Raw genomic sequence first — 22270 nt, forward strand, 5'->3', positions numbered from 1 at the left:
CATGGCTGCGACCAACACTGAAGGCTTCCCGCAAATGGCCCTGGGGTACGCCCACCGCCGGGCCCGCGTTTTCTGGTTTTGGTGGATGGGCATGGTTTTCGCCGTGCCAGGCACGGTCCAGGCCGCTGTTTTGGCCGGCACAGGCCAGAACCCGGAGGACGGGCTGGTGCTGGCGTTCCTGGGGTTGGCCATCTCGGGAGCCGGGTGGCTGATGGCCGTGGGACCACGCTTTACGCGCAGCGAGCCCCGCCCGGCGAATGACGTCAACCGCGCTGAGCAGTACATCAGGATTGTTCCGGGGACCGTGATCGGCATGGTGGCGGCCATGCTGGTGCTGGTTGCAGCCGTGATGCTGGCCGCACCGCGGGGAACCTCCCCCGACGTCCTGCCCATCCTTGCGTTCCTGGCGGCGTTTCCCTTGCCCGTTGGAGCAGGAATGCTGTACTCGCGCCACCTGCACCGGCACCGGGACCGTCTCTACAAAGGCTGGCTCAGCCGCCGGTGAGTGGGCGGCCGCGAGGGCGCCCGGCCGGAGCCCGGGGGACTCAACCGGCTTCGGCTGGTCCCTGGCCGGGGCTGGCGGGGACGCTGAGCTGGGACTCGAACATCCGGAAGTACCGCCCGCGCAGCGCCACCAGTTCCGTGTGCGTGCCCTGCTCAACGATCCGGCCGTCCTCCAGCATGTACACGATGTCCGCCTTCTCGATGGTTGCCAGGCGGTGGCTGATGGCGATGATGGTGCTGCTGCGGTCCGCGAAGAGGCGGGTGAAGATCCGGTGCTCAGCGAGGGCGTCGATGGCCGACGTCGGCTCGTCCATCACCATGAATGAAGCGTTCCGGTAGAAGTTGCGGGCCATCGCGAGCCGCTGCCACTGTCCGCCGGAGAGACCGCTGCCCTTCCGGCCGCGCGGGTCCTCCATCCAGTTACTGACGTGGTTTTCCAGGCCATTGGGCAGTTTGTTGATGAATTCCAGTGCCTCCGCATCTCCGGCGGCCCTGCGGATGCGGGCGTCGTCACGCGGCGAGTCGACATCGCCGAAGTAGATGTTTTCGGCGGCGGTGGCGAACTCGTATTTGAGGAACTCCTGGCTCAGCACCGCCAGGTGGCGGTGCCAGGAGGTGACGTCGACGGCGGCGAGGTCCACGCCGTCGAGCATTACCTGCCCGGAGTCCGGGCGGTACAGCCCGGCCAGGATCCTGATCAACGTGGACTTTCCGGCACCGTTCTCCCCCACGATGGCGATGTGCTGGCCCTCGCGGATGGTGAGGCTGATCCCGCGGATCACTTCGATGTCGCTGCCGGTATAGGTGAAGCGGATGTCCCTAAGCTCCACGGTTTTTGGGGACTGCAGCAGCGGCGGCGCATGCTCCGAATGCACGGGCAGGGCCATAAACAGTTCGTAGTCCTTGAGGTTGGCCAGGTCCTCGTCAATCGAGCTGAGGGAGGAGACGAGGTTGTTCGCGGTGGACAGCGCCCTGCTGACAATCTGCTGCACGTAGAGGAACTGCCCCACGGGCTGGGCGCGGGCGATGATCTGCCCCACCACCCAGACCAGGGACACCACCTCTGCGCCGTACTGGAGGGAATCGGCGGCCAGCTGCTTGGGGATGTACCGCCGCTGGTAATCAAGGCGGCGGCGCTCGTCCGCGTCCCGCAGGCGGGAGCGGAGGTCCATCAGGAAGCCGACGATGCCGTACAGCCGCATCTCCGCGATGTGCTGCGGCCGGAGGAGGTTCGTTTCGATCATCCTCCGCTGCCGGCGCGAGTCCACCTGTGTATTCCAGTGCGCAATCTGCTCCCTGGACAGCTTGAACTGCAGGTAGACGCTCGGCACGATGGCCACCAGCACGATCACCGCGATCCACCAGCTCACCAGCAGCAGCGCCCCGACGGCGAGGACCACCGAGACGAGCTGGGTGAAGATGGCGGCGATCCGGTCCAGGACGCGTGCGTAGGAGTCCGAGAACCTCTTGGCCCGGTCGTACAGGTCAACGGTTTCCTTGTCGTCATACCGCCAGAACTCGAGCGCGAGGAACCTTTCGTACATCTGGTCGCCCACGATGGCGCCCACCTTGAAGCTCATCAGCTGCTGGATATAGCGGTCCACGCTGGTGAAGGCGCCCCAGAACAGGCCGAGCGCGGCGGTGATGATGACGTAGATGATGGCCGACTGCCCTGCGCCGGCATCACCGGCGTAGGCCGCTGCCAGCGCCGTGGTGGTGAGCGCGGCGAAGTAGGTGGTGACCAGCGGAAGGACGGCGGAGATCAGGGAGCCCAGGACCTTCATGACAACCGCGCCCGGGGAGGCACGGAAGCTGACCCGCAGCACTTGGGCTACGGCCCGGGCATACGGCCGCAGGGCCAGCCGGCGCTGGGGGTCGCGTTTGGGGGTCAGTTCCGCCGGATGGCGTGGTGCGGACATGCAATCAGCCTAGTTCCGTACAGACGCGGGCAGGCCATGGAGTTCGAAAACCCCATGGCCTGCCGGATCATGCTGAACGCGCGGTCAGCGGGAGCCGTAGTTCGGCGCCTCGACGGTCATCTGGATGTCGTGCGGGTGCGATTCCTTCAGGCCGGCCGGGGTGATCCGGACGAACTTGCCGCGGGCCTTCAGCTCGGCAACGGTGGGCGCACCGGTGTAGAACATGGTCTGGCGGAGGCCGCCCACCAGCTGGTAGGCCACGGAGGACAGCGGACCGCGGTAGGCCACGCGGCCTTCGATGCCCTCGGGGATGAGCTTGTCATCACCGGAGACGTCCGCCTGGAAGTAGCGGTCCTTGGAGTAGGACGTGTTCTTGCCTCGCGACTGCATGGCACCCAGCGAGCCCATGCCGCGGTAGGACTTGAACTGCTTGCCGTTGACGAAGATCAGCTCACCCGGGGACTCGTCGCAGCCCGCAAGCAGGGAGCCGAGCATCACGGTGTCGGCTCCGGCTACCAGCGCCTTGCCGATGTCGCCGGAGTACTGCAGCCCGCCGTCGGCGATCAGCGGCACGCCGGCCGGGATGGCGGCCTTGGCGGACTCGTAGATGGCGGTGATCTGCGGTACACCCACGCCTGCAACCACACGGGTGGTGCAGATGGAGCCGGGCCCCACGCCCACCTTGATGCCGTCGGCGCCGGCGTCGATCAGGGCCTGCGCACCTTCGCGGGTGGCTGCCTGGCCGCCGATGATGTCCACGTGTGCGGCAACGGGATCGGACTTGAGCCGGCGGATCATGTCCAGCACGCCCTGTGAGTGGCCGTTGGCGGTGTCCACGAACAGGGCGTCGACGCCGGCGTCAACCAGCGCCATGGCCCGCTCCCAGCCGTCCCCGAAGAAGCCGATGGCGGCGCCCACGCGGAGCCGGCCTTCGTCGTCCTTGGTGGCCAGGGGGTACTGCTCCGCCTTGGTGAAGTCCTTGGTGGTGATGAGGCCTTTGAGCCGGCCCTGGTCATCCACCAGGGGGAGCTTCTCGATCTTGTTGGTGGCGAGCTTGTGCGAGGCCTCGTCGCGACTGATTCCCACGTGTCCGGTGACCAGCGGCATCTTGGTCATGACGTCGCTGACCAGCCGCAGCGGAAAGTCGGACTCGGGCACAAAGCGGGTGTCGCGGTTGGTGACGATGCCCAGCAGGCGGTTGTCCTCATCCACCACGGGAAGGCCCGAGACGCGGTACTGGGCGCACAGGTTGTCCAGCTCGCGCAGGGTTGCCTCGGGGCGGATGGTGAGCGGGTTGGTGATCATGCCCGACTCGCTGCGCTTGACCCGGTCCACCTGGTCCGCCTGGTCCGCGATGGAAAGGTTCCGGTGCACTACGCCCAGGCCGCCCTGCCGTGCCATGGCGATGGCCATGCGGGATTCGGTGACAGTGTCCATGGCTGCGGACAGCAGGGGCGTCTGCACGGTGATCCGCTTGGAAATCCGGGAGGACGTGTCTGCCTCGGACGGGATGACCTCGGTGTGGCCCGGCAGGAGCAGGACGTCGTCGTAGGTCAGGCCAATGAAGCCGAAGGGGTTGTGTTCGGGCTCGGTCATGAGTGCGCCTCTTACCTTGGTTGCTGGACGGGTAGGGGTTGCAGCCGATGACCAGCCCGTCATTACGGGACTGGCCTGTGCAGGAGATCGTGCAGGAAGCACCGCGGCAGGCGGCGCCCCGGGGGCAGAAAGTATTGAGTAAATATTAGAACCTCCGCGCCGATCCCCCTATTCCATGGGTTCAATGTGAGCAACTGCACTCCAGCCCGTGGCTGCCAGCAGCCGCTCCTCGAACATGGGAATCATGCTTTCCACATATGTCCGGGTGAGGTGGTTGTCGTCCTTGTACACATAGACGTTCCCCACAACGCCAGGGCAGATCCCCCGCGCACAGATGAAGTCGCTCAGGTCCATCAGGTGCAGCCGGTCCAGTTTGCCCCGGTAGCCTTCCAGCGGTGACGGCTCCACCAGGGACTCTGCCAGGGGCACACTGCATTCTGCAGCGTAGGCACCGTTCCGCTGCACGCACTCAGGCATGTTGAACGTGAAGCGGGGGTTGTCCCTGATCCCGATCACCTCGATTCCCGCTTCTGTGAACGGCCGGACACCGTCCAGGTAGCCCGGCACGTCTGTTTCGAAGGGCGCGTCCTCGTGCGTCAGCGTAGCCACGGTGAACACAGCGTCAGGCCGGTGTTCCAGGACGTAGGCGGCGCTGGCCCGGTTGTAGGCGTTGCACTCCGCGGTCCTGGTTTCCGATTCGGCACCGAAGCGGCACGCCGGCATCAGGAGCGTGACCAGTTCCCATCCTTTGGCGGCGGCGATGGGGGCCAGCGCACCCAGGTATTGCTGGGAGTGGGAGTCGCCCAGGACCACGATCCGCCTGGTGGCCTCCCCTTCCGGAACCTCCTGCCGGCAGCCCTCGAGGATGGGATCGCCCGTGGCGTTGGCATCGGTGCAGGGGGCATGGATCCCAGCCCAGTCGTTGTCCAGCGCGGCGGGCCCGGGAATGATCCTCGCATCCGGGGGCGGCACCGGCGCGTTCTCCAGGTTCAGTGCCGCGGCCCCTGGCGTGAGCTCCCGCGGCTGTGCCGCCGTCGCGCTTTCCTCGGCGGTGAGCGTGGTCTGCCATACGGCGACGGGCCCGGCCAGGAGGGCACCGCAGGCAACAATGACGACGGCGGTGCGGCGCGCCCGCAGCTGGGGCCAGCGCCAGTCGCGGAGCGGCTTTTCAACGAAACGCGTGGTGAAGACGGCGAGCACGATGGACACACCGACGATCCCCAGGCCCTGGACGAGATTGGGCGCCTCCACGCCAGTGGCGGCGAGCACCAGCACCAGGACGGGCCAGTGCCACAGGTACAGGGCGTAGGAGTTGTCCCCCAGGGCCATCAGCGGCTTGCTGCTGAGGAGCCTGTCCACGCCCCAGCGGCTGCCGGTTTGCCCCGCGACAATGACCGCGGCGCCGGCCAGGGTGGGCCAGAGCGCCACGTACCCGGGAAATGAACGGTCCACGGTGAGGAGCAGGCCGCAGGAGACCATGGCCGCCAGGCCCGCCCAGCCCAGCACCACGCGGAAGGCCCGGGCGGGTTTGAGGTGGGGCAGGGCAAGGGCCAGAAGTGACCCCAGTGCGAACTCCCAGAGGCGGGCCCTGGTGTCGAAGTAGGCGTAGGCCTGGTTGGTGGCTGTCTGCTCCACCGAGTATGCCAGTGATGACGCGAAGACCGTGCCGAAGGTCAGCCCCAGCAGTCCGCGGTAGTTGACCCGGGTCAGCGCCGGGACGCGGTGCAGCAAAGCCAGCAGCGCCGCGGTGCCCGCGAAGACGAGCGGCCACAGGATGAACACCTGGCCCTGGATGGAGAGCGACCAGAAATGCTGGAGCGGGCTGGCACCTGCGTGGTCCTGGGCGTAGTAGTCCACCGCCGTGTCTGCGAGCAGCCAGTTCTGGCCATAGAACAGCGACGCCCAGGCCTGGTCCAGGACCTGCGGCCAACGGCTCTGCGGGAGGATCAGCCAGGTGCCGGCGAGCACTCCGAGGACCACCACGACGGCGGCGGGCAGCAGCCGCTTGAACAGGTGCAGCCAGTGCGCCACAAGTCCGAACGGGCGCCCGGCTTCCGCTTTCCGGACGAAGGAAAGGGTCAGCAGGAAGGCGGAGACCAGCAGGAAGATGTCCACTCCGCCCGACACCCGGCCGAGCCAGACGTGGTAGGTGACCACCATGAGGACCGCGAGCGCCCGGAGTCCCTGGACTTCGGGACGGAAGGCCGGTTTCCTGCCCTTGGCGGAGGCCCCGGGTACCGGTCCGGATTGGGTTCCTGTTCCCGCTATCGACACAAAAAGACCTCACTGGCGCATGGGCAAAACATCAATCCTACCGAGGCGGGGTATTTTTGCTGCCAGGTACCGCGCGTCGCGGCCCACGCCTGGAAGCGTCGCGGAGACGGCCGCATACAGGAACTCCTGCCCCAGGAAGAACAGTCCGGGGGTATCCAGGGCGACGCCGCGGTGCTGCCGCGGCAGCGCGCCGCCGTCGAGCAGGGCCGGATCGATCCAGCTGAAATCGTCCCGGAAGCCGGTGCACCAGATGACGTTCGCCACCTCCATCCGGGTGCCGTCCGCCAGGACCGGCTTGCCGTCCTCCACTGCGGCCACCCGCGGTGCGAGCCGCACGCCGGCCGCCGCCAGGTCCCTGGTCTTGGTCCTGATCAGGGGCGTGGCGCGCGCCGTGAAGACAGGCGCCGCCTTGCGCCCGACGGGCGTGCCAAGCGTGAGCACATGCATTCCGAGGAAGCGGATGAGCGGAAGCGCATAGCGGGCAGCGCCGCGGCCGTGCTTCAGGGGAAGCTCGCCCCCGGGCTTGCCTGCCACGGTGGCGGGGTGGGAGCGGCTCACTTCAAGGGCGATCTCCGCTCCCGAGTTGCCCAGCCCCACCACCAGGACCGGACCGTCCTGCAGCTGGCCCGGGTTCCGGTAGCCGCTGGAATGGAGCTGGAGTGTGGAGGGGGCAAGCTCCGCCGCAAAGCCGGGCACCTTGGGTGCCTGGCTCACCCCTGTGGCCACGACGGCGTTGCGCGCCTCCCAGCGGCGGCCGTTGGATGCTGCCACGAAGTGGTCCGCCTCCCGCCAGAGGCGTTCCACCCGGGTGCCGTGGAGGATCGGCAGGCCCTCCCCCGTGGCGTAGTTTTCCAGGTATTCGGCCACCTCATCCTTGGTGGGGAAGGACAGTGGATCGGCCGGGAACGGTGTACCGGGAAGTCCGTCGAACTTCGCCGGAGTGAACAGCCGGAGCGAATCCCACCGCTGGCGCCAGGCGTCGCCGGTGCGCGGATTTTCGTCCAGGATGAGGAAGTGCCGTTGCTGCTCCTGGAGGTGGTGGCCCAGGGCGAGTCCTGCCTGGCCGCCGCCGATGATCATTGTGTCCAGCATGCCGCTCACGTTGCTGCTGTTCATGGCTTTGCTCCTGTTGGGTTGATGGGAATGCCTTTTTCTGAGCCTTCCTGTCTTCCTCCCGTGGCGCCTTCCCGGCGCGGCCTGCGTCCCTGTAGCGGAGCCACCAGCCCAGCATCAGGGCGGAGGCCAGGACGTAGGCGAGGTGGAGGGCCCAGATGGGGCCGGCCGGGAGGTTGAACACGTAGACGGAATGGACCGCGTTGGCCACGTTTGTCAGCATCAGGTTCCCCAGGCTGTAGGAGCCCAGGTCCCTGGTCCGCGCCGCCTTGGCGAGCATGGGCAGCATTCCGACGGCAAAGAGCACCGTGGAAAGGGTGCCGGCGAGGACTGGGAGGTTCATGCTTGAAGGCTATGGGCCCGGTCCGGGTGGCCGCGTCGGGCGAAACATGCAACTGCGCGGCAGGGCCTGCTGGGTAATTTTGTGTACGCCTCCTAGCCTGTGAGCCCGTGTTCGAAGGCATATTTGGTGGCTGCGGCCCGGGAGGACAGTCCGAGCTTCAGGAAGATGTTGCTGATGTGCCGGGCCACGGTTTTCTCGCTGAGGAAGAGGTGTGCGGCGATGGCGCGGTTTCCTTGCCCGGAAGCCACGAGCCGAAGCACCTCAACCTCCCGCGGGGTCAAGGGGCCCTGGCGCCGGCCGGGGTCGTCCTGGCCTGCCTGGATGAGGGAAGCCGCCCACGCGGCGGCCGGAGCGGCGCCAAGGTCGAGGAATTCTGCATGGGCGGACTCAAAATCCATGAGCGCGGATGCTTCGTCGCCCAGCGCACGGCAGGCGATTCCAATCAGCACCCGGCATCGGGCGGCCTCATACGGCACGCCCAGTTCAGCCCACAGGTGCCAGGCCTGCCGCAGGGAGACGCACGCGGCGGCAGGGTCGTCCCCGGCCAGCCGGACCTCTCCATCAGCTTGGCTGGCCGCGGCCCGGACCATGGGTTTGGGGTACTCCCGGGCGAAGAACTCCAGCTCAGCGGCAGCCCGGGCCGCCGCTTCCGGATCTGCCGCTGCCAGTTCGATTTCCACGATCGCCGGCAACAGGTGCCGGCGGGTGGCCTGGTCAGCTTCGACTGCGGCCCGCCGGATCATCGTTTGCGCCTGCTGCGGGTCGCCACGGGCCAGCCACAGGAGCGCAAGGCCTGGTTGGGGGTCGTAGCCGCTCCGCGCCGCCTGCCGGTAGGAGGCCTCGGCTGCGTCCAGGCTGCCGGCCAGGCGCTGCACCTCGCCCTGCTGGTAGTAGCCGCCGAACAGCGCCTGGGGATCACCGTGGATAGCCCGTTTCTGGGCGACCGCCGCTGCCTCCAGCGCTTCAGGCCAGGCGCCGTGGAGCCGGAAGAGTTCGGCGCGGTGGCCCTCGCACTGGCCGCTGAAAGGAACCATGTCCGGGCGGGCGGCGCACCAGCGGTCCAGGGCCGCCGTCCACTGCAGCGCCCTCTCCAGGTCGAAGGCCAGATGGCAGTTGCCGATCACCGCGCAGTAGATGATGCCGGAAGGGATCGGGGAGAGCTCCCCTGTTGTCACGGCGACCATTGCTTCATCGAACAAGCTGATTGCCTCGTCAGCCCGGCCCAGCATCAGGGTGGCCTGGCCGGTGCCCAGGAGGCCCAGCGCGGACAGGTCCTTGTCCTGGAACCTTCGGCCGGCGTCGGCGGCCTGGGAGAAGAGCTGGAGTGCGCCTGCGGGATCCCCGCCATAGAGTTTGCCCAGGGCTGCGGGGACCAGCAGGAACCCCTCCACGACGTTGGGCTCCGTCAGCTCGTCCAGGAGCCGCTGGCCGCGGGCGAACCATCCCCCGGCCTGTGCCGCCTCGCCGAGGTTCATGAACTGGATCCCCAGCCAGCCGGCACACCGGACGGCGCCTGCCACATCGCCGACTTCCAGGTATTCCTCGTGGGCGCGGGTCAGTGTGTGCAGCCCTGTTGGCGTGTTGCCGGTCAGGATTTCGGCGGTGGCCAGCCGTTCAAGGTCGGCAGCGGGGAGTCCGCCACGCTGGTCCGCGTCCGTGTAGCTCCTGAGGGCATCGGTCCAGCGATTCTCCCGGAAGGCCAGCCTGCCGTCGTCGATGGCCGTTTCAGTTGACACGTTGACCTCCTCGGGCGCCGTCCGCCCAGCCGGCCTCGTTGCCCCGGGCGCCGGGCATCCGGGACCTAAGCGCCACGCTACGCCCGGTGCACACCGGGCACAAGCGGCAGGACGGGGCGCTTCCCGCTACGGCCGGAGCAGCGCGCGGAGCGTCTGGATGGTGTCCGCTTCCGCCGCGGTCTTGTCGTCTCGGTAGCGCTTGACCCGCGCGAACCGCAACGCGATGCCGCCGGGATAGCGGGATGACTGCTGCACGCCGTCGATCGCTATTTCCACGACGGTAACGGGCTGCACCCACACCGTGCCTGCCGTGCGGCGAACCTCGAGCTCCTGGAAGCGCCCGGTCTGCCAGCGCAGCAGCTCATCCGTGAGGCCCTTGAAGGTCTTGCCCACCATCACGTAGCCGCCGGGTTCGCCAAATTCGCCGGTGGGGTCCAGGGCTCCGAGGTGCAGGTTCGACAGCAGCCCGGTGCGCCGGCCCGAGCCCCACTCGCAGGCGAGGACCACGAGGTCATACGTGAGCACCGGCTTCACCTTGACCCAGTTGGAACCGCGCCGGCCGGCCGCGTAGGGCGATCCCACGGCCTTCACCACCACGCCCTCGTGCCCGGCTGCGAGCGCATCACGGGACACCCTCTCTGCGACGGCTGCATCGGCCGTGATCTCGCCGGGGATCCGGAGCCCGGGCGCGATGCTTTCAAGCACGCCGATGCGGGTGGACAGCGGCTCGTCAAGCAGGTCCCGCCCGTCAAGGTGCAGCACGTCGAAGAACCAGGGGTGCAGCAGCGTTTCGCGGACAGCGTCCGCCCCGAACCGGGACATGGTCTCCTGGAACGGCCGCGGGCCCCCGTCCTCGTCCAACGCGAGCGTCTCGCCGTCGAGGATCACGTCCCGCACGTCGAGGCCGCGGATCGCCGCCACCACCTCGGGCAACCGGTGGGTGACGTCGGCCAGGGTGCGGGTGTAGATGCGCACGTCGTCGCCGGTGCGGTGCACCTGGATGCGCGCGCCGTCGAGCTTGTATTCCACGGACGCCTCCCCGGTGGCTTCCAGCGCCGCGCTGGCGCTGGCCGCGGTTGAGGCGAGCATGGGCTGCACCGGACGCCCGACGACGAGGCCGACGGCGTCCAGCTGGGCGGGCGTTCCGGTGATGGCCAGCAAGGCGGTCCCGCCGAGATCGCCGGAGAGCATGGCCGCGCGGCGGACGGCCTCGACGGGCCGGTCGGAGGCACGGGCCACCGCATCCGTCAGTACACCCTCCAGGGCACCGGTCCGCAGTTCTCCGAGCAGCACGCCGGCGATGAATGCCTGCTCGCGTTCAGTGGCTGCCGCCGTGAGCGTCCTGAGCGTCGCGGCGCGTCCTGCTGCCGATCCCGCGCCTGCTGTTGCAAGCAGCCGGTCCAACGCAGCATCGAGGTCCGCGACAGTCAGGCTCGGCTCGGCGGCGGGCTCCCCCATGGCGGCTGACATGCCGCGCCAGCCGACCCCTACCCGGCCTTGGCGGGGCTTGGCAACCAGCAGCCCAACCGCCGTCGCGATCTCTGCGGGCTCAAGCCGGCGCAGCAGGTGGGCCAGCGCGTCCACCTTCGCGAGCCGGGACCGGGTGGACGCCACGGCATCCGCAGTTCTGACAAGCTCGTCCAGCAGCATGGCAATCAGTCTGCCACGCACGTGGACGGACGGCTGGCCGCTGATGCTGGACAGCGCGAAATGCCAGTTCCAGACTGGACCCATGGGAATCATCGTCGCGAACCTGTTCATGACCCTCGACGGCGTCTACCAGGCGCCCGGCGGCCGCGAGGAGGACACCGCGGGCGGCTTCGCCTTCGGTGGGTGGCAGGCGCCGGTGTCCGACGACGAGGCTGAAGCGTCCATCGAGGCTGGGATCAGCCAGATCGACGCCCTGCTTCTCGGCCGGAAGACCTACGACATCTTCGCTTCCTACTGGCCCCACCAGTCCGGCGACATTGGCGGCACGCTCAACCGCGTGCCCAAGTACGTTGTCTCCGGCACCCTCACCGCTCCTGGCTGGGCGGGCACAACAGTCCTGCCGGATGCCGAGGCCGCAGGCCGGCTGCGGGAGGACTACGAGCAGGTCCATATGTTCGGCAGCGGCGTCCTCATCCGTTCGCTGCTCGCGGCAAATGTGCTCGACCGCCTCCACCTCTGGCTGTACCCTGTCACCCTGGGGCAGGGCAAGCGCCTGTTCGACGCCGGGACCATCCCCGCCACGTTCCGGCTCGCCGAGCCGGCGCGCAGTTTCCCGAAGGGGGCGGTCTCGCTGGTCTACGAGCGCGCGGGGGGCGTGGAGACCCAGGACATGCCGGGGACTTGATGCCTAGGCCCACAAAAAACCGGCCCAGCGGATGCTGGACCGGTTTTTTGTGCATGCACGGTTGCCCGCGCGGAGCCACAGGTCAGTGGCTGTGGCCTGCGTGCTCCTCTTCCTCGGCAGGCTTTTCGACAACCAAGGTCTCGGTGGTGAGGACCAGGGCAGCGATGGAAGCTGCGTTGCGGAGGGCGGCGCGGGTGACCTTGACGGGGTCGATCACGCCGGCGGCGATCAGGTCCTCGTACTCGCCCGACTTGGCGTTGAAGCCGTTGTTGGTTTCGAGCTCGGCAACCTTGGCGGTGATGACGTAGCCGTCGAAGCCGGCGTTCTGGGCAATCCAGCGCAGCGGCTGGACCAGCGCGCGGCGGACGATGCCCACAGCAGCGGCGGCGTCGCCTTCGAGCGCCTTGACAGCAGGGTCCTCGTCCAGTGCCTTCAGGGCGTGGATCAGGGCCGAGCCGCCGCCGGCGACGATGCCTTCTTCAAGGGCAGCGCGCGTGGAGGAAACAGCGTCCTCGATGCGGTGCTTCTTTTCCTTGAGCTCAACCTCGGTGGCTGCGCCGACCTTGATGACGCCGATGCCGCCGGCCAGCTTGGCCAGGCGCTCCTGGAGCTTTTCACGGTCCCAGTCGGAGTCGGTGCGGGTCAGCTCGGCGCGGAGCTGGGCGACTCGTGCTGCCACGTCTTCGGCCGAACCTGCGCCGTCGACGATGGTGGTGTTGTCCTTGGTTACCGTGATGCGGCGGGCGGTACCCAGCACCTCAAGGCCGACGGTGTCCAGGCTGAGGCCCAGTTCCGGGGAGACAACCTGCGCACCGGTGAGGGTGGCGATGTCCTGCAGCATGGCCTTGCGGCGGTCGCCGAAGCCGGGAGCCTTGACGGCCACGACGTTCAGGGTGCCGCGGATGCGGTTGACGATCAGCGTGGACAGGGCCTCACCGTCGATGTCTTCAGCGATGATGAACAGCGGCTTGGAGCTCTGCAGGGCCTTTTCCAGCAGCGGCAGGAATTCCTGCACCGCGGAGATTTTGCCCTGGTTGATCAGGATGAGGGCATCCTCAAGGACTGCTTCCTGGCGTTCCGCGTCGGTGACGAAGTACGGGGACAGGTAGCCCTTGTCGAACTGCATGCCCTCGGTGAGGACCAGTTCGGTCTGGGTGGTGGAGGACTCCTCGATGGTGATCACACCATCCTTGCCCACCTTGCCGAAGGCCTCGGCGAGGAGCTCGCCGATCTCGTCGCTCTGGGCGGAGATTGCTGCAACGTTGGCCACCTGGGTGCCTTCAACGGGGCGGGCGTTCTCCAGCAGGCGTGCTGCAACGGCTTCAACGGAAACCTCGATGCCCCGCTTGATCTGGCCGGGAGCAGCGCCTGCCGCTACGTTGCGCAGGCCTTCCTTGACCAGGGCCTGCGCCAGGACGGTTGCCGTGGTGGTGCCGTCACCGGCAACATCGTTGGTCTTGGTGGCCACTTCCTTGGCCAGCTGCGCGCCAAGGTTCTCGTAGGGGTCGTCCAGTTCCACTTCGCGGGCGATGGTGACGCCGTCGTTCGTGATGGTGGGAGCGCCCCACTTCTTGTCCAGGACGACGTTGCGGCCGCGGGGGCCGAGCGTCACCTTGACGGTGTTGGCGAGCTTATCGATGCCGGCTTCAAGAGACCGGCGGGCAGCGTCATTAAACGCAAGCTGCTTTGCCATGGTTTTGTCCTTTCAAGACAGAACCCCGCGCAGCTGACCAGCAGAATGCAAGACCAGCGGCACGGGGATCCGGGGAGTTACTTTACGACGATCGCCAGGACGTCGCGGGCGGACAGCACGAGGTACTCGGTGCCGCCGGTCTTGACTTCGGTTCCGCCGTACTTGGAGTAGATAACGACGTCGCCGACGGCTACGTCGACAGGAACGCGGTTGCCGTCTTCGAAGCGGCCGGGGCCTACAGCAACAACTTCGCCTTCCTGGGGCTTCTCCTGCGCGGAGTCCGGGATGACCAGGCCGGAAGCCGTGGTCTGCTCGGCTTCGAGCGGGCGGACAACAATACGATCCTCAAGAGGCTTAATAGAGACCGACACTCGGACCTCTCCTTTTCGTCAGCAAATTCGTGGACTGGAAAGCATTCCGCCGTGGCTGGCAAACCGTCGTCGCGGTGCCGGCAGCAGCCTGGCTGGCAGCTCTTCATGTATTAGCACCCTCCTAGGGAGAGTGCTAATGAAGACTCTATGTAAGGGTTAGCACTCGGTCAAGGCGAGTGCCAGCATTTCGTCACGGGCGGACACCATCCATGTACATTTGACCGGTGCGAGCAGCCCTGTACCTGACCCTTGCCACCCTCTTCTGGGCGGGCAACTTCGTTGTAGGGCAGGCCGCCATGGAAACCATGCAGCCGCTCCAGTTGACCTTCTGGCGCTGGGCCCTGGCTGCCGTGCCGCTGCTGGTCCTTGCCCAGGCCGTTGACCGGCCCGACTGGCGCGCTGTCCTGCGCCGCTGGCGCATGCTCCTGCTCCTGAGCTGCCTGGGCATGAGCGCCTACACACTGCTGCTCTACAGCGCACTGGGGCACACCTCGGCCCTGAACGCTTCCCTGGTGACTGCCGCGAACCCGGCCCTGATCATGGTCCTGGCCGCCATCCTGCTCCGGGACAGGCCGGGCCCGCTGAGCTGGGTGGGCGTTGCCCTGGGCCTGGCAGGGGTCCTGCTGGTCCTCACCGGCGGCAACCTGCAGCGGCTGCTGACTTTCTCCATCGACGCCGGTGAATTGCTGATCGTTGCGGCCATCACCGTCTGGGGTTTTTACACCATCACTGCGCGCAGGCTGTCCGTCCCGGCGATTACGTCTACCGCGGTGCAGGTGGCCATGGCGGCCGTTGTCCTGGTCCCCTTTGCGGTGGCAGCGGGAGCCGGGCTGCCGGCCACTCCCTCGGAGGGCTGGTCGCTGGCGTACATCGCCCTGTTCCCCTCGCTGGGTTCCTACCTGCTCTGGAACCTGGCCCTCAAGCGCACCACGGCTGCCAACGCCGGCAACTACCTGAACCTCATCGCAGTGTTTACCGCCATCATCACCATTACCTTGGGGCAGCCCATCACCGTCCCCCAGGTCCTGGGCGGCATCCTGGTTATTTCAGGCGTCCTGCTCACCAGTGCGGGCAGCAAGCCACCTCAGCGGCCCAGGTCGTCGAAGTCGACGTCCTCTCCGCCGTCGGCCTCCCCCGGGGAATTCCGCCCCCGGTAGAGGAGGAAGGCAGAAGCCAGGGCAGTCAACAGGGATGCGACAAGGAAGACGACGCTGCCGGCCCGGGCACCGTCGTAAAGCCCGCGGATATCCCGGGCCTCCTGGGTGTCGTCCTGGATGTTGTTGCCGCCCACCGAGTAGACCGTGGCGTTGAAGGTGTCCAGGAAGAAAATGACCACCAGGAGCGCGAGGCACACCACGGCCACCACCGAACTGGCGATCAGTGCCGGCCGGGCAAACCTCGCCAGCCCGCCGTCCCCGGGTTGGGGCTGACGGGACTGCTGGGGACCTGCACTCTGGTTCATGGCTTCAACACTATCGGCATCGCGGCGTGCCGCTCCTCCACTAGGCTGGAACCCATGGCTCACGCTCCCCAGGACCAGATTGCACCGCTGCTCACCCCTGAAGGCTGGGAGCTCCTGGCGTCCCTGGGCCCCTACCAGGAGGAGAAATCCTTCGAGCTGAACTCCGCCCTCCGCAAGGCAGGCCACTCCGCCGAACTGGTTTCCGCCGTCCTCACCCAGTCCAGGCTCCGCACCAAGGCCGCCGCGAAATTCGGTGAGTTCGCCCGCAGCATGCTGTTCACCCAGGCGGGGCTGGAACAGGCAACCCGGCTGAACGTCGCCGCCCGCCACGCCCAGCGGTTCGCCGAGGCCGGCATCCGCCACGTGGCGGACCTCGGCTGCGGCCTCGCTGCGGACTCGCTGGCGCTGGCATCGATGGACATCAACGTCACCGCCGTCGAGATGGACGAGACGACGGCGGCCTGCGCCACGGTGAACCTCATTCCGTTCCCCAACGCCACAGTGGTCCACGCGGACGCCACGGCTGTGCCGCTGGACGGGGTCGACGGCGTCTGGCTGGATCCCGCGCGCCGCGTCACCTCCAGTTCGGGGACCAAACGGATTTGGGACCCGGAAGCATTCTCTCCGCCGTTGTCCTTCGTGGAGAAGCTGGCGGCGTCCGGGCTGGCCGTGGGCGTCAAGATGGGGCCCGGCATGCCGCATGAGTCCGTTCCGCCCGGCTGTGAGGCGCAGTGGGTTTCGGTAGCCGGCGACGTCACCGAGGTGGCGCTGTGGTTCAACGCGGTGCGCCGGCCCGGAGTCCGCCGGGCTGCGCTGGTGCTCGGCGCCCAGGGCGCGGCCGAGCTGACCAGCGGCGAGGACTTCGGGGCGGGGCCAGCGGCACCGGTGGGGCCGGTGGAGGGATACCTGTACGAACCGGACGGCGCCGTGATCCGGGCCGGCCTGGTGGCCGACGTCGCACTGCAGCTGGACGGGCACCTGGTGGATGAGCACATCGCCTACATCTGCGCCCCGCGCCTGGTGGACACCCCGTTCGCACGCGCCTACAAGGTCCTGGACGTGATGCCGTACAACGTGAAGGCGCTGAAGGCCTGGGTGAAGGCGGAGGGCATCGGCGTGCTGGACATCAAGAAGCGCGGCACCGCCGTCACACCCGAAGAACTGCGCAAGCAGTTGCTGCCCGCAGGGAAGAACCCAGCCGGGAAGAATGCAGGGGGGAAAGCAGCTGGCAAGAAGGCCGGGGCCAAAACAGCCACCCTGGTCCTGACCCGCATCGGGGAGGACCGGGTGGCCATCGTGGTGGAGCCGGTGCAGGGCACTGCCGGCGAAGAAACGGCTACTGCGCGCGCATGAACTCCTCGGCGGCACGCACCTGCCCGGCGGTGGGCCGGACGCCGGTGTAGAGCACAAACTGCTCCAGCGCCTGGATGGTGGCCACTTCCGCACCCGTAATTACCGGCTTACCTGCCGCCCGTGCTGCCTTGACCAGTGGCGTCTCGGCAGGCAGCGCAACGACGTCGAACACCACGCGGGCGGCGGCGATCGCTTCCTGCGGAAAGGCGAGCGACTCAGCCTCCGGCCCTCCGGCCATGCCGATGGGGGTGACGTTGATGATCAGGTCCGCCGTTCCGCCGTCGAGCGCTGCCCGCCATTGGAAGCCGTACTGTTCGGCGAGCGCCCGGCCCGTGCTTTCGTTCCGCGCGAGGACAGTGACGTCGGTGAAGCCGGCGTCGCGCAGCGCCGCGACGGTCGCCTTGGCCATCCCGCCAGCGCCCTGGACCAGGACGGAGTAGCCGGTGGGCACCTTGTTGGTGGCCAGAAGCTGTTCGATTGCCGTGTAGTCGGTGTTGTAGGCCTTGAGGTGCCCGTCCGTGTTCACAATGGTGTTCACGGAGTCGATGGCCTTCGCGGAAGGGTCCATCTCGTCCACGAGGGCGATCACGTCTTCCTTGTACGGCATCGAGATGGCACAGCCGCGGATGCCCAGGCCGCGGACCCCGGCGATTGCCTGTTCCAGGTTGGTGGGGGCGAACGCCTTGTAGATCCAGTTGAGGTTCAGCTGCTCATACAGGTGGTTGTGGAAGCGGGTCCCGTTGTTGCTGGGCCGGGCCGAGAGCGAGATGCAGAGGGTCATGTCTTTATTCAGAATGGGCACCCCACCATTTAACCCGCTCCCTCCCAACTGGGTAGCGCCAAGTGTCGTTTTGGGGGTTCAAAACGACACTTAGCGCTACTTAGTTGGGCTAGGGGCAGCCGGTTCCCGCGGGGAAGCTTCCGACGGCGGCGGGCAGCTTCCCGGGGGCGGGCGCCTTTCCTGCCAGGACGGCGGCCAGGGCGTCGAAGGCGCCATCGCTGCGGCCATAGAGGGCCATCTTCACCGGAGCGGCCGAGTCCTGCAGCGGCCAGGGAGCATCGAGGGCGACGGCGATGTCCCCTTCCGCCCCGCGCCCGCCGTAGCCGATCAGGGTGACCAGCGGCCCGGAGCCCACGGACAGTCCGGCCCGGGCGGCAGCAGCTTCAAACCGGGCCCTGTCCGCCGGCCCACCGCCGGCCACCCGCACCGCCCCCGGCACCAGCGGGCCGGTGCACGGTCCGGAGAGCATGGTGACTGCAGCGGCCGAAACCCGGGCTGAGAGGGATCCCCCGCTTCCCGCCGGCGCACCGGTTGCCGCAGCAGTCCGGCCGTGCCACGCCATCATGGTGGCCACCCGCCGGGCGGCTTCATCCAGCCGTTCAGCCGGCAGGCTGCCGGATGCAACGGCCTGGACAATGGCCGCATGCGCCTGCGCCACGTCGGCCGGCATGAGCAGGAGGTCCGCACCGGCGGCGAGGGCCATCACTGCGGCCGTTCCGCCGGGGTACTGCTTGGTCACCGCGCCCATGTTCAGGGCGTCCGTCACCGCCACCCCTTTGAAGCCCAGGCCCCGCAGCGCCGCGTACGTGGGTCCCGAGAGCGACGCCGGGACGCCGGGTTCCAGCACCGGGACGGCGATGTGTCCGGTCATCACCATCGGCGAACCGGCGGCGACGGCGGCCTCGAACGGCTTCCAGTCGCGGCCGCTGAGTTCCGCAACGGACGCGGGCTGCACGGGGAGGCCCACGTGGGAATCAACGGCCACCGAGCCGTGCCCCGGGAAGTGCTTGACGGCCGGCAGGACTCCAGCGGCGAGCATCCCCTGGGCGAACGCGACGCCGAGGGAGGCGGCAGCGCCCGGGTCCGAGGACATGGACCTGGCACCGATGGTGGGGTCCTTCGGGCCGATGGTGACGTCCGTATCGGGAGCGAAATCCACGTTGAACCCCAGCGGCACAAGCTCAGCCGCCAACCCCTGCCCTGCCTCCTTGGCCAGCGGCGCGCTCCCGGCTGCCCCGTAGCTCATGGGCGTGGGCCATTCCGTCAGGGGCGGCCCCAGCCTGGCAACCTGGCCGCCTTCCTGGTCCACCGCGATGATCCCGGGCCAGGGGCGGCCGCTGGCGGCCGCAGCCTGGGCCAGCCGCTGGTTGATCGCAGCCATGCCGGGCACGTCCATCCTGCCCTGGGGGTCGAGCGGAACGTTGTCGCCCATGATGATGGACCCGGCAAGGTGCAGGCGCTCGATGGCGGCAGCGTGGGCCTCCACCTCCCTGCCCTTGAAGAACGGCAGGAGGACCTGCCCCGCTTTCTCTTCGGTGGTCATCGCGGCCACGGCGGCGGCCTTGTCCGCGTCGCGCTGCTGGGGACCCCAACCCAGTGGCCTGGCACCCGGATCAGGTGCCGGCGAGGAGGTGGCGGGCGCCGTCGTCGTACCCGTAGGGGTGGGCGGGGCTGGAGCGGAAGGGGCCGATGACGGGACGGGCCCGGGTGCGGCCATACAGGACGCCAGGGCTACTGCGGCAGAGGCTGCCGCCAGGAGTGGGAGGGTTTTGTTAGGACTGTCACGCAGGTGTTGGAACAAGGCCATCAATACGATGCTACCCCTGCACTAGACTTGAACCACCCGTTCGCCTGCCGGCAACAGCCTGTCAGTGACGGCGTGAGCCAGCGGCAAACAGGACAGTTAGGAAATGCGTGAAGATCGATTTCGCCCCCTCAAGGCAGTCAACCCTGGGCGTTGAATGGGAACTCGCGCTGGTGGACGGCAGGACAGGCGAACTCGCATCCGTTGCCAATGAGGTGCTCCGCGGCGTTGCCTCACGCCACCCGGAACTGAACGATGACGACGAGCATCCGCACATCAAGCAGGAACTGCTGCTGAACACTGTTGAGCTGGTGACCGGCATCTGCGAGACCGCCGCTGAGGCCAAGGAAGACCTGAGCCGCTCGCTGGCTGCCGTCCGCGAAATCACCGATCCCATGGGTGTGGAGCTCTTTTGCGCGGGAAGCCACCCGTTCAGCCCGCCGCAGCTCCAGCCGGTGACGGACAAAGCCCGCTACGCCAAGCTGATCGACCGCACCCAGTGGTGGGGCCGGCAGATGGTCATTTACGGTGTGCACGTCCATGTGGGGCTGGACCGCCGCGACAAGGCCCTGCCGGTGCTGGACGGCCTGGTCAACTACTTCCCGCACTTCCAGGCGCTCTCCGCATCAAGCCCGTTCTGGGGCGGCGAGGACACGGGCTACGCTTCGCAGCGCGCTCTGATGTTCCAGCAGCTCCCCACCGCCGGGCTGCCGTTCCAGTTCCGCTCATGGGAGGAATACGAGTCCTACGTCCAGGACATGTTCACCACCGGCGTGATCGACACCCTCTCGGAGATCCGCTGGGACATCCGGCCGGTGCCCAACCTGGGGACCATCGAGATGCGCATTTGCGACGGCCTGGCCACGCTCGAGGAAGTCGGCGCCATCGCCGCCCTCACCCAGTGCCTGGTGGACGAGTTCTCAACCATCCTGGACAATGGCGGCACCATCCCCACCATGCCGCCGTGGCACATCCAGGAAAACAAGTGGCGCGCGGCCCGCTACGGCATGGACGCCATCATCATCCTGGACGCCGCGGGCAAGGAGCAGCTGGTCACCGAGCACCTGCTGGAGACCCTGAACCGGCTTGAGCCCGTGGCTGCCAAGCTCCGTTGTGCCGACGAACTTGCTGATGTGGAGAAAATCATCCGCCGAGGTGCCGGCTACCAGCGCCAGCGGAAGGTTGCCGCTGAACACGGCGGGGACCTACGGGCCGTGGTCCTGGACCTGGTCAAGCAGATGCGCAACGGCCCCACCGCCTGACTTCCCCTGCCGAAACGGGGCACTTCAACACGCACACGCCGGCCGCCCTCGTGATTTACGACGGCGGCGCCCCCCCAAAGTGCCCCGCGACGGTTGGCGGGACGCCCTGCCGTCAGGCGGGCAGGGACACCGACGTGACCGGCATGGACGAGTCCGGTGCGAAACGGATGCCGCTGGGTTCCACTCCCGCCATCACCAGCTGCGCGCCCAGCGCGGCCACCATGGCGCCGTTGTCCGTGCAAAGGTCCAGCGGCGGCACATGCAGCCGGATCCCGGCGGAGGCGCAGCGCTGGCCGGTGAGCTCGCGGAGACGGGAATTTGCCGCCACGCCGCCGCCCAGGAGCACGTCCTTGATGCCGTGCTCACGGCAGGCCAGCACCGCCTTGGACGAGATGATGTCCACCACGGCCTCCTGGAAGGCGGCGGCGATGTCAGCCACCGGAATCTCCTCCCCGCGCGCCTCGAACTGCTCCACGCACCGGGCCACCGCGGTCTTGAGGCCGCTGAAGGACCAGTCGTACCGGTGCCTGCCCGGCTCCTCGGCGGTGCCCATGTACTTGGGCTGGCTCAGGCCGCGGGGGAAGCGGATGGACTTTGGGTTGCCGGTGCGGGCCACCTTGTCGATGGCCGGTCCGCCCGGGTAGCCCAGCCCCAGGATGCGGGCCACCTTGTCATAGGCCTCGCCGGCGGCGTCGTCGATCGTGGAGCCGAGGAGCACCACGTCGTCGGTGATGCTGTTGATTTTCAGGATCTCCGTGTGGCCGCCGGAGACCAGCAGCGCGCCGAGGTTGTCCGGAAGCTGCGGGGCGGTGCCGGGCCGGGCGGCGTTCTTCCCGTCCAAAAGTCCCACGCCCACATGGGCCACCAGGTGGTTGATGGCGTACAGGGGTTTGCCGGTGGCCACGGCCAGGGCCTTGGCCGCGCAGACGCCCACCATGAGGGCCCCGGCCAGGCCGGGTCCCGAGGTGACGGCGATGGCATCCACCTCGTCGAGGGTGACGCCGGCCTCGGAAAGCGCCTGCTCCAGGGTGGGAACGAAGGCGTCCAGATGGGCCCGGGAGGCGATCTCGGGAATGACGCCACCGAAACGGACGTGCTCGTCCATCGAGGAGGACACGGTGTTGGTCAGCAGCGTTGTTCCGCGGACCACGCCGACGCCTGTCTCGTCGCAGGACGATTCTATGCCCAGCACCAGTGGCTGCGAGCGGTTCATGGCTGGCCTCCTTCCTTGGGATTCACGTCGTCGGCGCCGGTTCCTGGGGTGCCTGTTGCAGAGGCGCCTGTTGCAGGGGTGCCGGCGAGCTGGAGGCGCATGATGAGGGCGTCGGTGCCGTCGCGGTAGTACCGGGGGCGGATGTGGATCTGTTCGAAGCCGAAGCGGACGTAGAGCTGCTGGGCACGCGGGTTGTCCGCCCGTACCTCCAGCAGGACGTCTGCTGCCCGCCTGCGTCGGGCTTCGTCGATGAGGCTGGTGAGCAGCGCAGTGCCGATGCCCCGCCCCTCATATTCAGGGACGACGGCGATGGTCTGGACGTCCGCGATGGGCTCGATGCACATCAGGCCGGCGTAGCCCACGATGCCGTCACTGCCCTGCGCCACCAGGTAGCGGCGGGTTTCCGGTTGGGACAGTTCGTCAAGGAACATCTGCAGGGGCCAGGCATCGACCGGGAAGAGCCGCTGCTCCAGGGCACTGACGGCGGGGATGTCATCCAGTGTCATGTCGC

At 67.9% G+C, this 22270-nt stretch carries 18 protein-coding genes and 1 pseudogene; 5 read left to right on the forward strand and 14 right to left on the reverse strand.

Annotated features, from left to right (window positions below):
* The first annotated feature begins 1 nt into the window (after position 1).
* Complete coding sequence (locus tag FHJ30_RS13945; protein ID WP_139029876.1) at positions 2 to 505, forward strand: hypothetical protein; 504 nt, start codon at positions 2 to 4, stop codon at positions 503 to 505.
* Between the two features lie 40 nt (positions 506 to 545).
* Here FHJ30_RS13945 and FHJ30_RS13950 read toward each other — a convergent pair whose 3' ends face one another.
* The 7 genes and pseudogenes from FHJ30_RS13950 to FHJ30_RS13980 all read right to left on the reverse strand — a co-directional run bounded on the left by FHJ30_RS13950 (position 546) and on the right by FHJ30_RS13980 (position 11135).
* A complete protein-coding gene (locus FHJ30_RS13950) occupies positions 546 to 2423 on the reverse strand; it encodes an ABC transporter ATP-binding protein (RefSeq protein ID WP_139029877.1) in 1878 nt (625 codons plus the stop codon).
* A gap of 84 nt (positions 2424 to 2507) precedes the next feature.
* Positions 2508 to 4019 carry an IMP dehydrogenase gene (gene guaB / locus FHJ30_RS13955; protein ID WP_139029878.1) on the reverse strand — a complete coding sequence of 504 codons (1512 nt, stop codon included), beginning with the start codon at positions 4017 to 4019 and terminating at the stop codon, positions 2508 to 2510.
* A gap of 168 nt (positions 4020 to 4187) precedes the next feature.
* Positions 4188 to 6293, reverse strand: a complete 2106-nt coding sequence (locus FHJ30_RS13960; RefSeq protein ID WP_139029879.1) for an acyltransferase family protein — start codon at positions 6291 to 6293, stop codon at positions 4188 to 4190.
* A gap of 9 nt (positions 6294 to 6302) precedes the next feature.
* Entirely contained in the window at positions 6303 to 7409 is a 1107-nt protein-coding gene (locus FHJ30_RS13965; RefSeq protein ID WP_139029880.1) for an NAD(P)/FAD-dependent oxidoreductase, read from the reverse strand.
* A gap of 79 nt (positions 7410 to 7488) precedes the next feature.
* Positions 7489 to 7749, reverse strand: a pseudogene (locus FHJ30_RS21710) (hypothetical protein); the annotation flags it as partial.
* A 92-nt stretch (positions 7750 to 7841) separates the two neighbouring features.
* Complete coding sequence (locus tag FHJ30_RS13975) at positions 7842 to 9485, reverse strand: response regulator transcription factor (protein WP_139029881.1); 1644 nt, start codon at positions 9483 to 9485, stop codon at positions 7842 to 7844.
* A gap of 126 nt (positions 9486 to 9611) precedes the next feature.
* Entirely contained in the window at positions 9612 to 11135 is a 1524-nt protein-coding gene (locus FHJ30_RS13980; RefSeq protein WP_139029898.1) for an ATP-dependent DNA ligase, read from the reverse strand.
* 82 nt (positions 11136 to 11217) lie between these two features.
* Between FHJ30_RS13980 and FHJ30_RS13985 the strand changes: the two genes are divergently transcribed.
* Positions 11218 to 11820 (forward strand): dihydrofolate reductase family protein, encoded by a 603-nt coding sequence (locus FHJ30_RS13985; RefSeq protein WP_139029882.1) that lies wholly within the window; start codon positions 11218 to 11220, stop codon positions 11818 to 11820.
* 82 nt (positions 11821 to 11902) lie between these two features.
* Here FHJ30_RS13985 and groL read toward each other — a convergent pair whose 3' ends face one another.
* Together groL and groES are read right to left on the reverse strand one after the other, a co-directional pair.
* Complete coding sequence (groL, locus tag FHJ30_RS13990) at positions 11903 to 13513, reverse strand: chaperonin GroEL (protein WP_139029883.1); 1611 nt, start codon at positions 13511 to 13513, stop codon at positions 11903 to 11905.
* Positions 13514 to 13590: 77 nt separating this feature from the next.
* The gene (gene groES / locus FHJ30_RS13995; RefSeq protein ID WP_003805290.1) at positions 13591 to 13884 is read right to left on the reverse strand and encodes a co-chaperone GroES; all 294 of its coding nucleotides are present in this window, start codon (positions 13882 to 13884) and stop codon (positions 13591 to 13593) included.
* Positions 13885 to 14108: 224 nt separating this feature from the next.
* On the opposite strand from groES, the gene FHJ30_RS14000 reads away from it, so the two are divergent.
* Positions 14109 to 15041 carry a DMT family transporter gene (locus FHJ30_RS14000; RefSeq protein WP_139029884.1) on the forward strand — a complete coding sequence of 311 codons (933 nt, stop codon included), beginning with the start codon at positions 14109 to 14111 and terminating at the stop codon, positions 15039 to 15041.
* Here the strand turns inward: FHJ30_RS14000 and FHJ30_RS14005 are convergent.
* Positions 14969 to 15346 carry a hypothetical protein gene (locus FHJ30_RS14005; RefSeq protein WP_139029885.1) on the reverse strand — a complete coding sequence of 126 codons (378 nt, stop codon included), beginning with the start codon at positions 15344 to 15346 and terminating at the stop codon, positions 14969 to 14971. The two genes, FHJ30_RS14000 and FHJ30_RS14005, sit on opposite strands and share 73 nt — an antisense overlap.
* 54 nt (positions 15347 to 15400) lie before the next feature.
* Here FHJ30_RS14005 and FHJ30_RS14010 point away from each other — a divergent pair, with 54 nt between their 5' ends.
* Positions 15401 to 16699: a class I SAM-dependent methyltransferase gene (locus tag FHJ30_RS14010; RefSeq protein ID WP_139029886.1), complete on the forward strand. Its 1299-nt coding sequence runs from the start codon at positions 15401 to 15403 to the stop codon at positions 16697 to 16699.
* Here FHJ30_RS14010 and FHJ30_RS14015 read toward each other — a convergent pair.
* Together FHJ30_RS14015 and FHJ30_RS14020 are read right to left on the reverse strand one after the other, a co-directional pair.
* Entirely contained in the window at positions 16683 to 17480 is a 798-nt protein-coding gene (locus tag FHJ30_RS14015) for a shikimate 5-dehydrogenase (protein WP_139029899.1), read from the reverse strand. The genes FHJ30_RS14010 and FHJ30_RS14015 overlap by 17 nt on opposite strands.
* 109 nt (positions 17481 to 17589) lie before the next feature.
* Complete coding sequence (locus tag FHJ30_RS14020; RefSeq protein ID WP_139029900.1) at positions 17590 to 19023, reverse strand: glycoside hydrolase family 3 N-terminal domain-containing protein; 1434 nt, start codon at positions 19021 to 19023, stop codon at positions 17590 to 17592.
* A 371-nt stretch (positions 19024 to 19394) separates the two neighbouring features.
* Here FHJ30_RS14020 and FHJ30_RS14030 point away from each other — a divergent pair, with 371 nt between their 5' ends.
* Positions 19395 to 20546 carry a glutamate--cysteine ligase gene (locus tag FHJ30_RS14030; protein WP_139029887.1) on the forward strand — a complete coding sequence of 384 codons (1152 nt, stop codon included), beginning with the start codon at positions 19395 to 19397 and terminating at the stop codon, positions 20544 to 20546.
* Positions 20547 to 20658: 112 nt separating this feature from the next.
* On the opposite strand, the gene tsaD is transcribed toward FHJ30_RS14030, so the two are convergent.
* Positions 20659 to 21759: a tRNA (adenosine(37)-N6)-threonylcarbamoyltransferase complex transferase subunit TsaD gene (tsaD, locus tag FHJ30_RS14035; protein WP_139029888.1), complete on the reverse strand. Its 1101-nt coding sequence runs from the start codon at positions 21757 to 21759 to the stop codon at positions 20659 to 20661.
* Complete coding sequence (gene rimI / locus FHJ30_RS14040) at positions 21756 to 22265, reverse strand: ribosomal protein S18-alanine N-acetyltransferase (protein ID WP_139029901.1); 510 nt, start codon at positions 22263 to 22265, stop codon at positions 21756 to 21758. Before rimI ends, tsaD begins: the two co-directional genes overlap by 4 nt.
* Positions 22266 to 22270: the final 5 nt, after the last annotated feature.

The organism is Arthrobacter sp. BB-1, assembly GCF_006151685.1.
Lineage (GTDB): Bacteria > Actinomycetota > Actinomycetes > Actinomycetales > Micrococcaceae > Arthrobacter.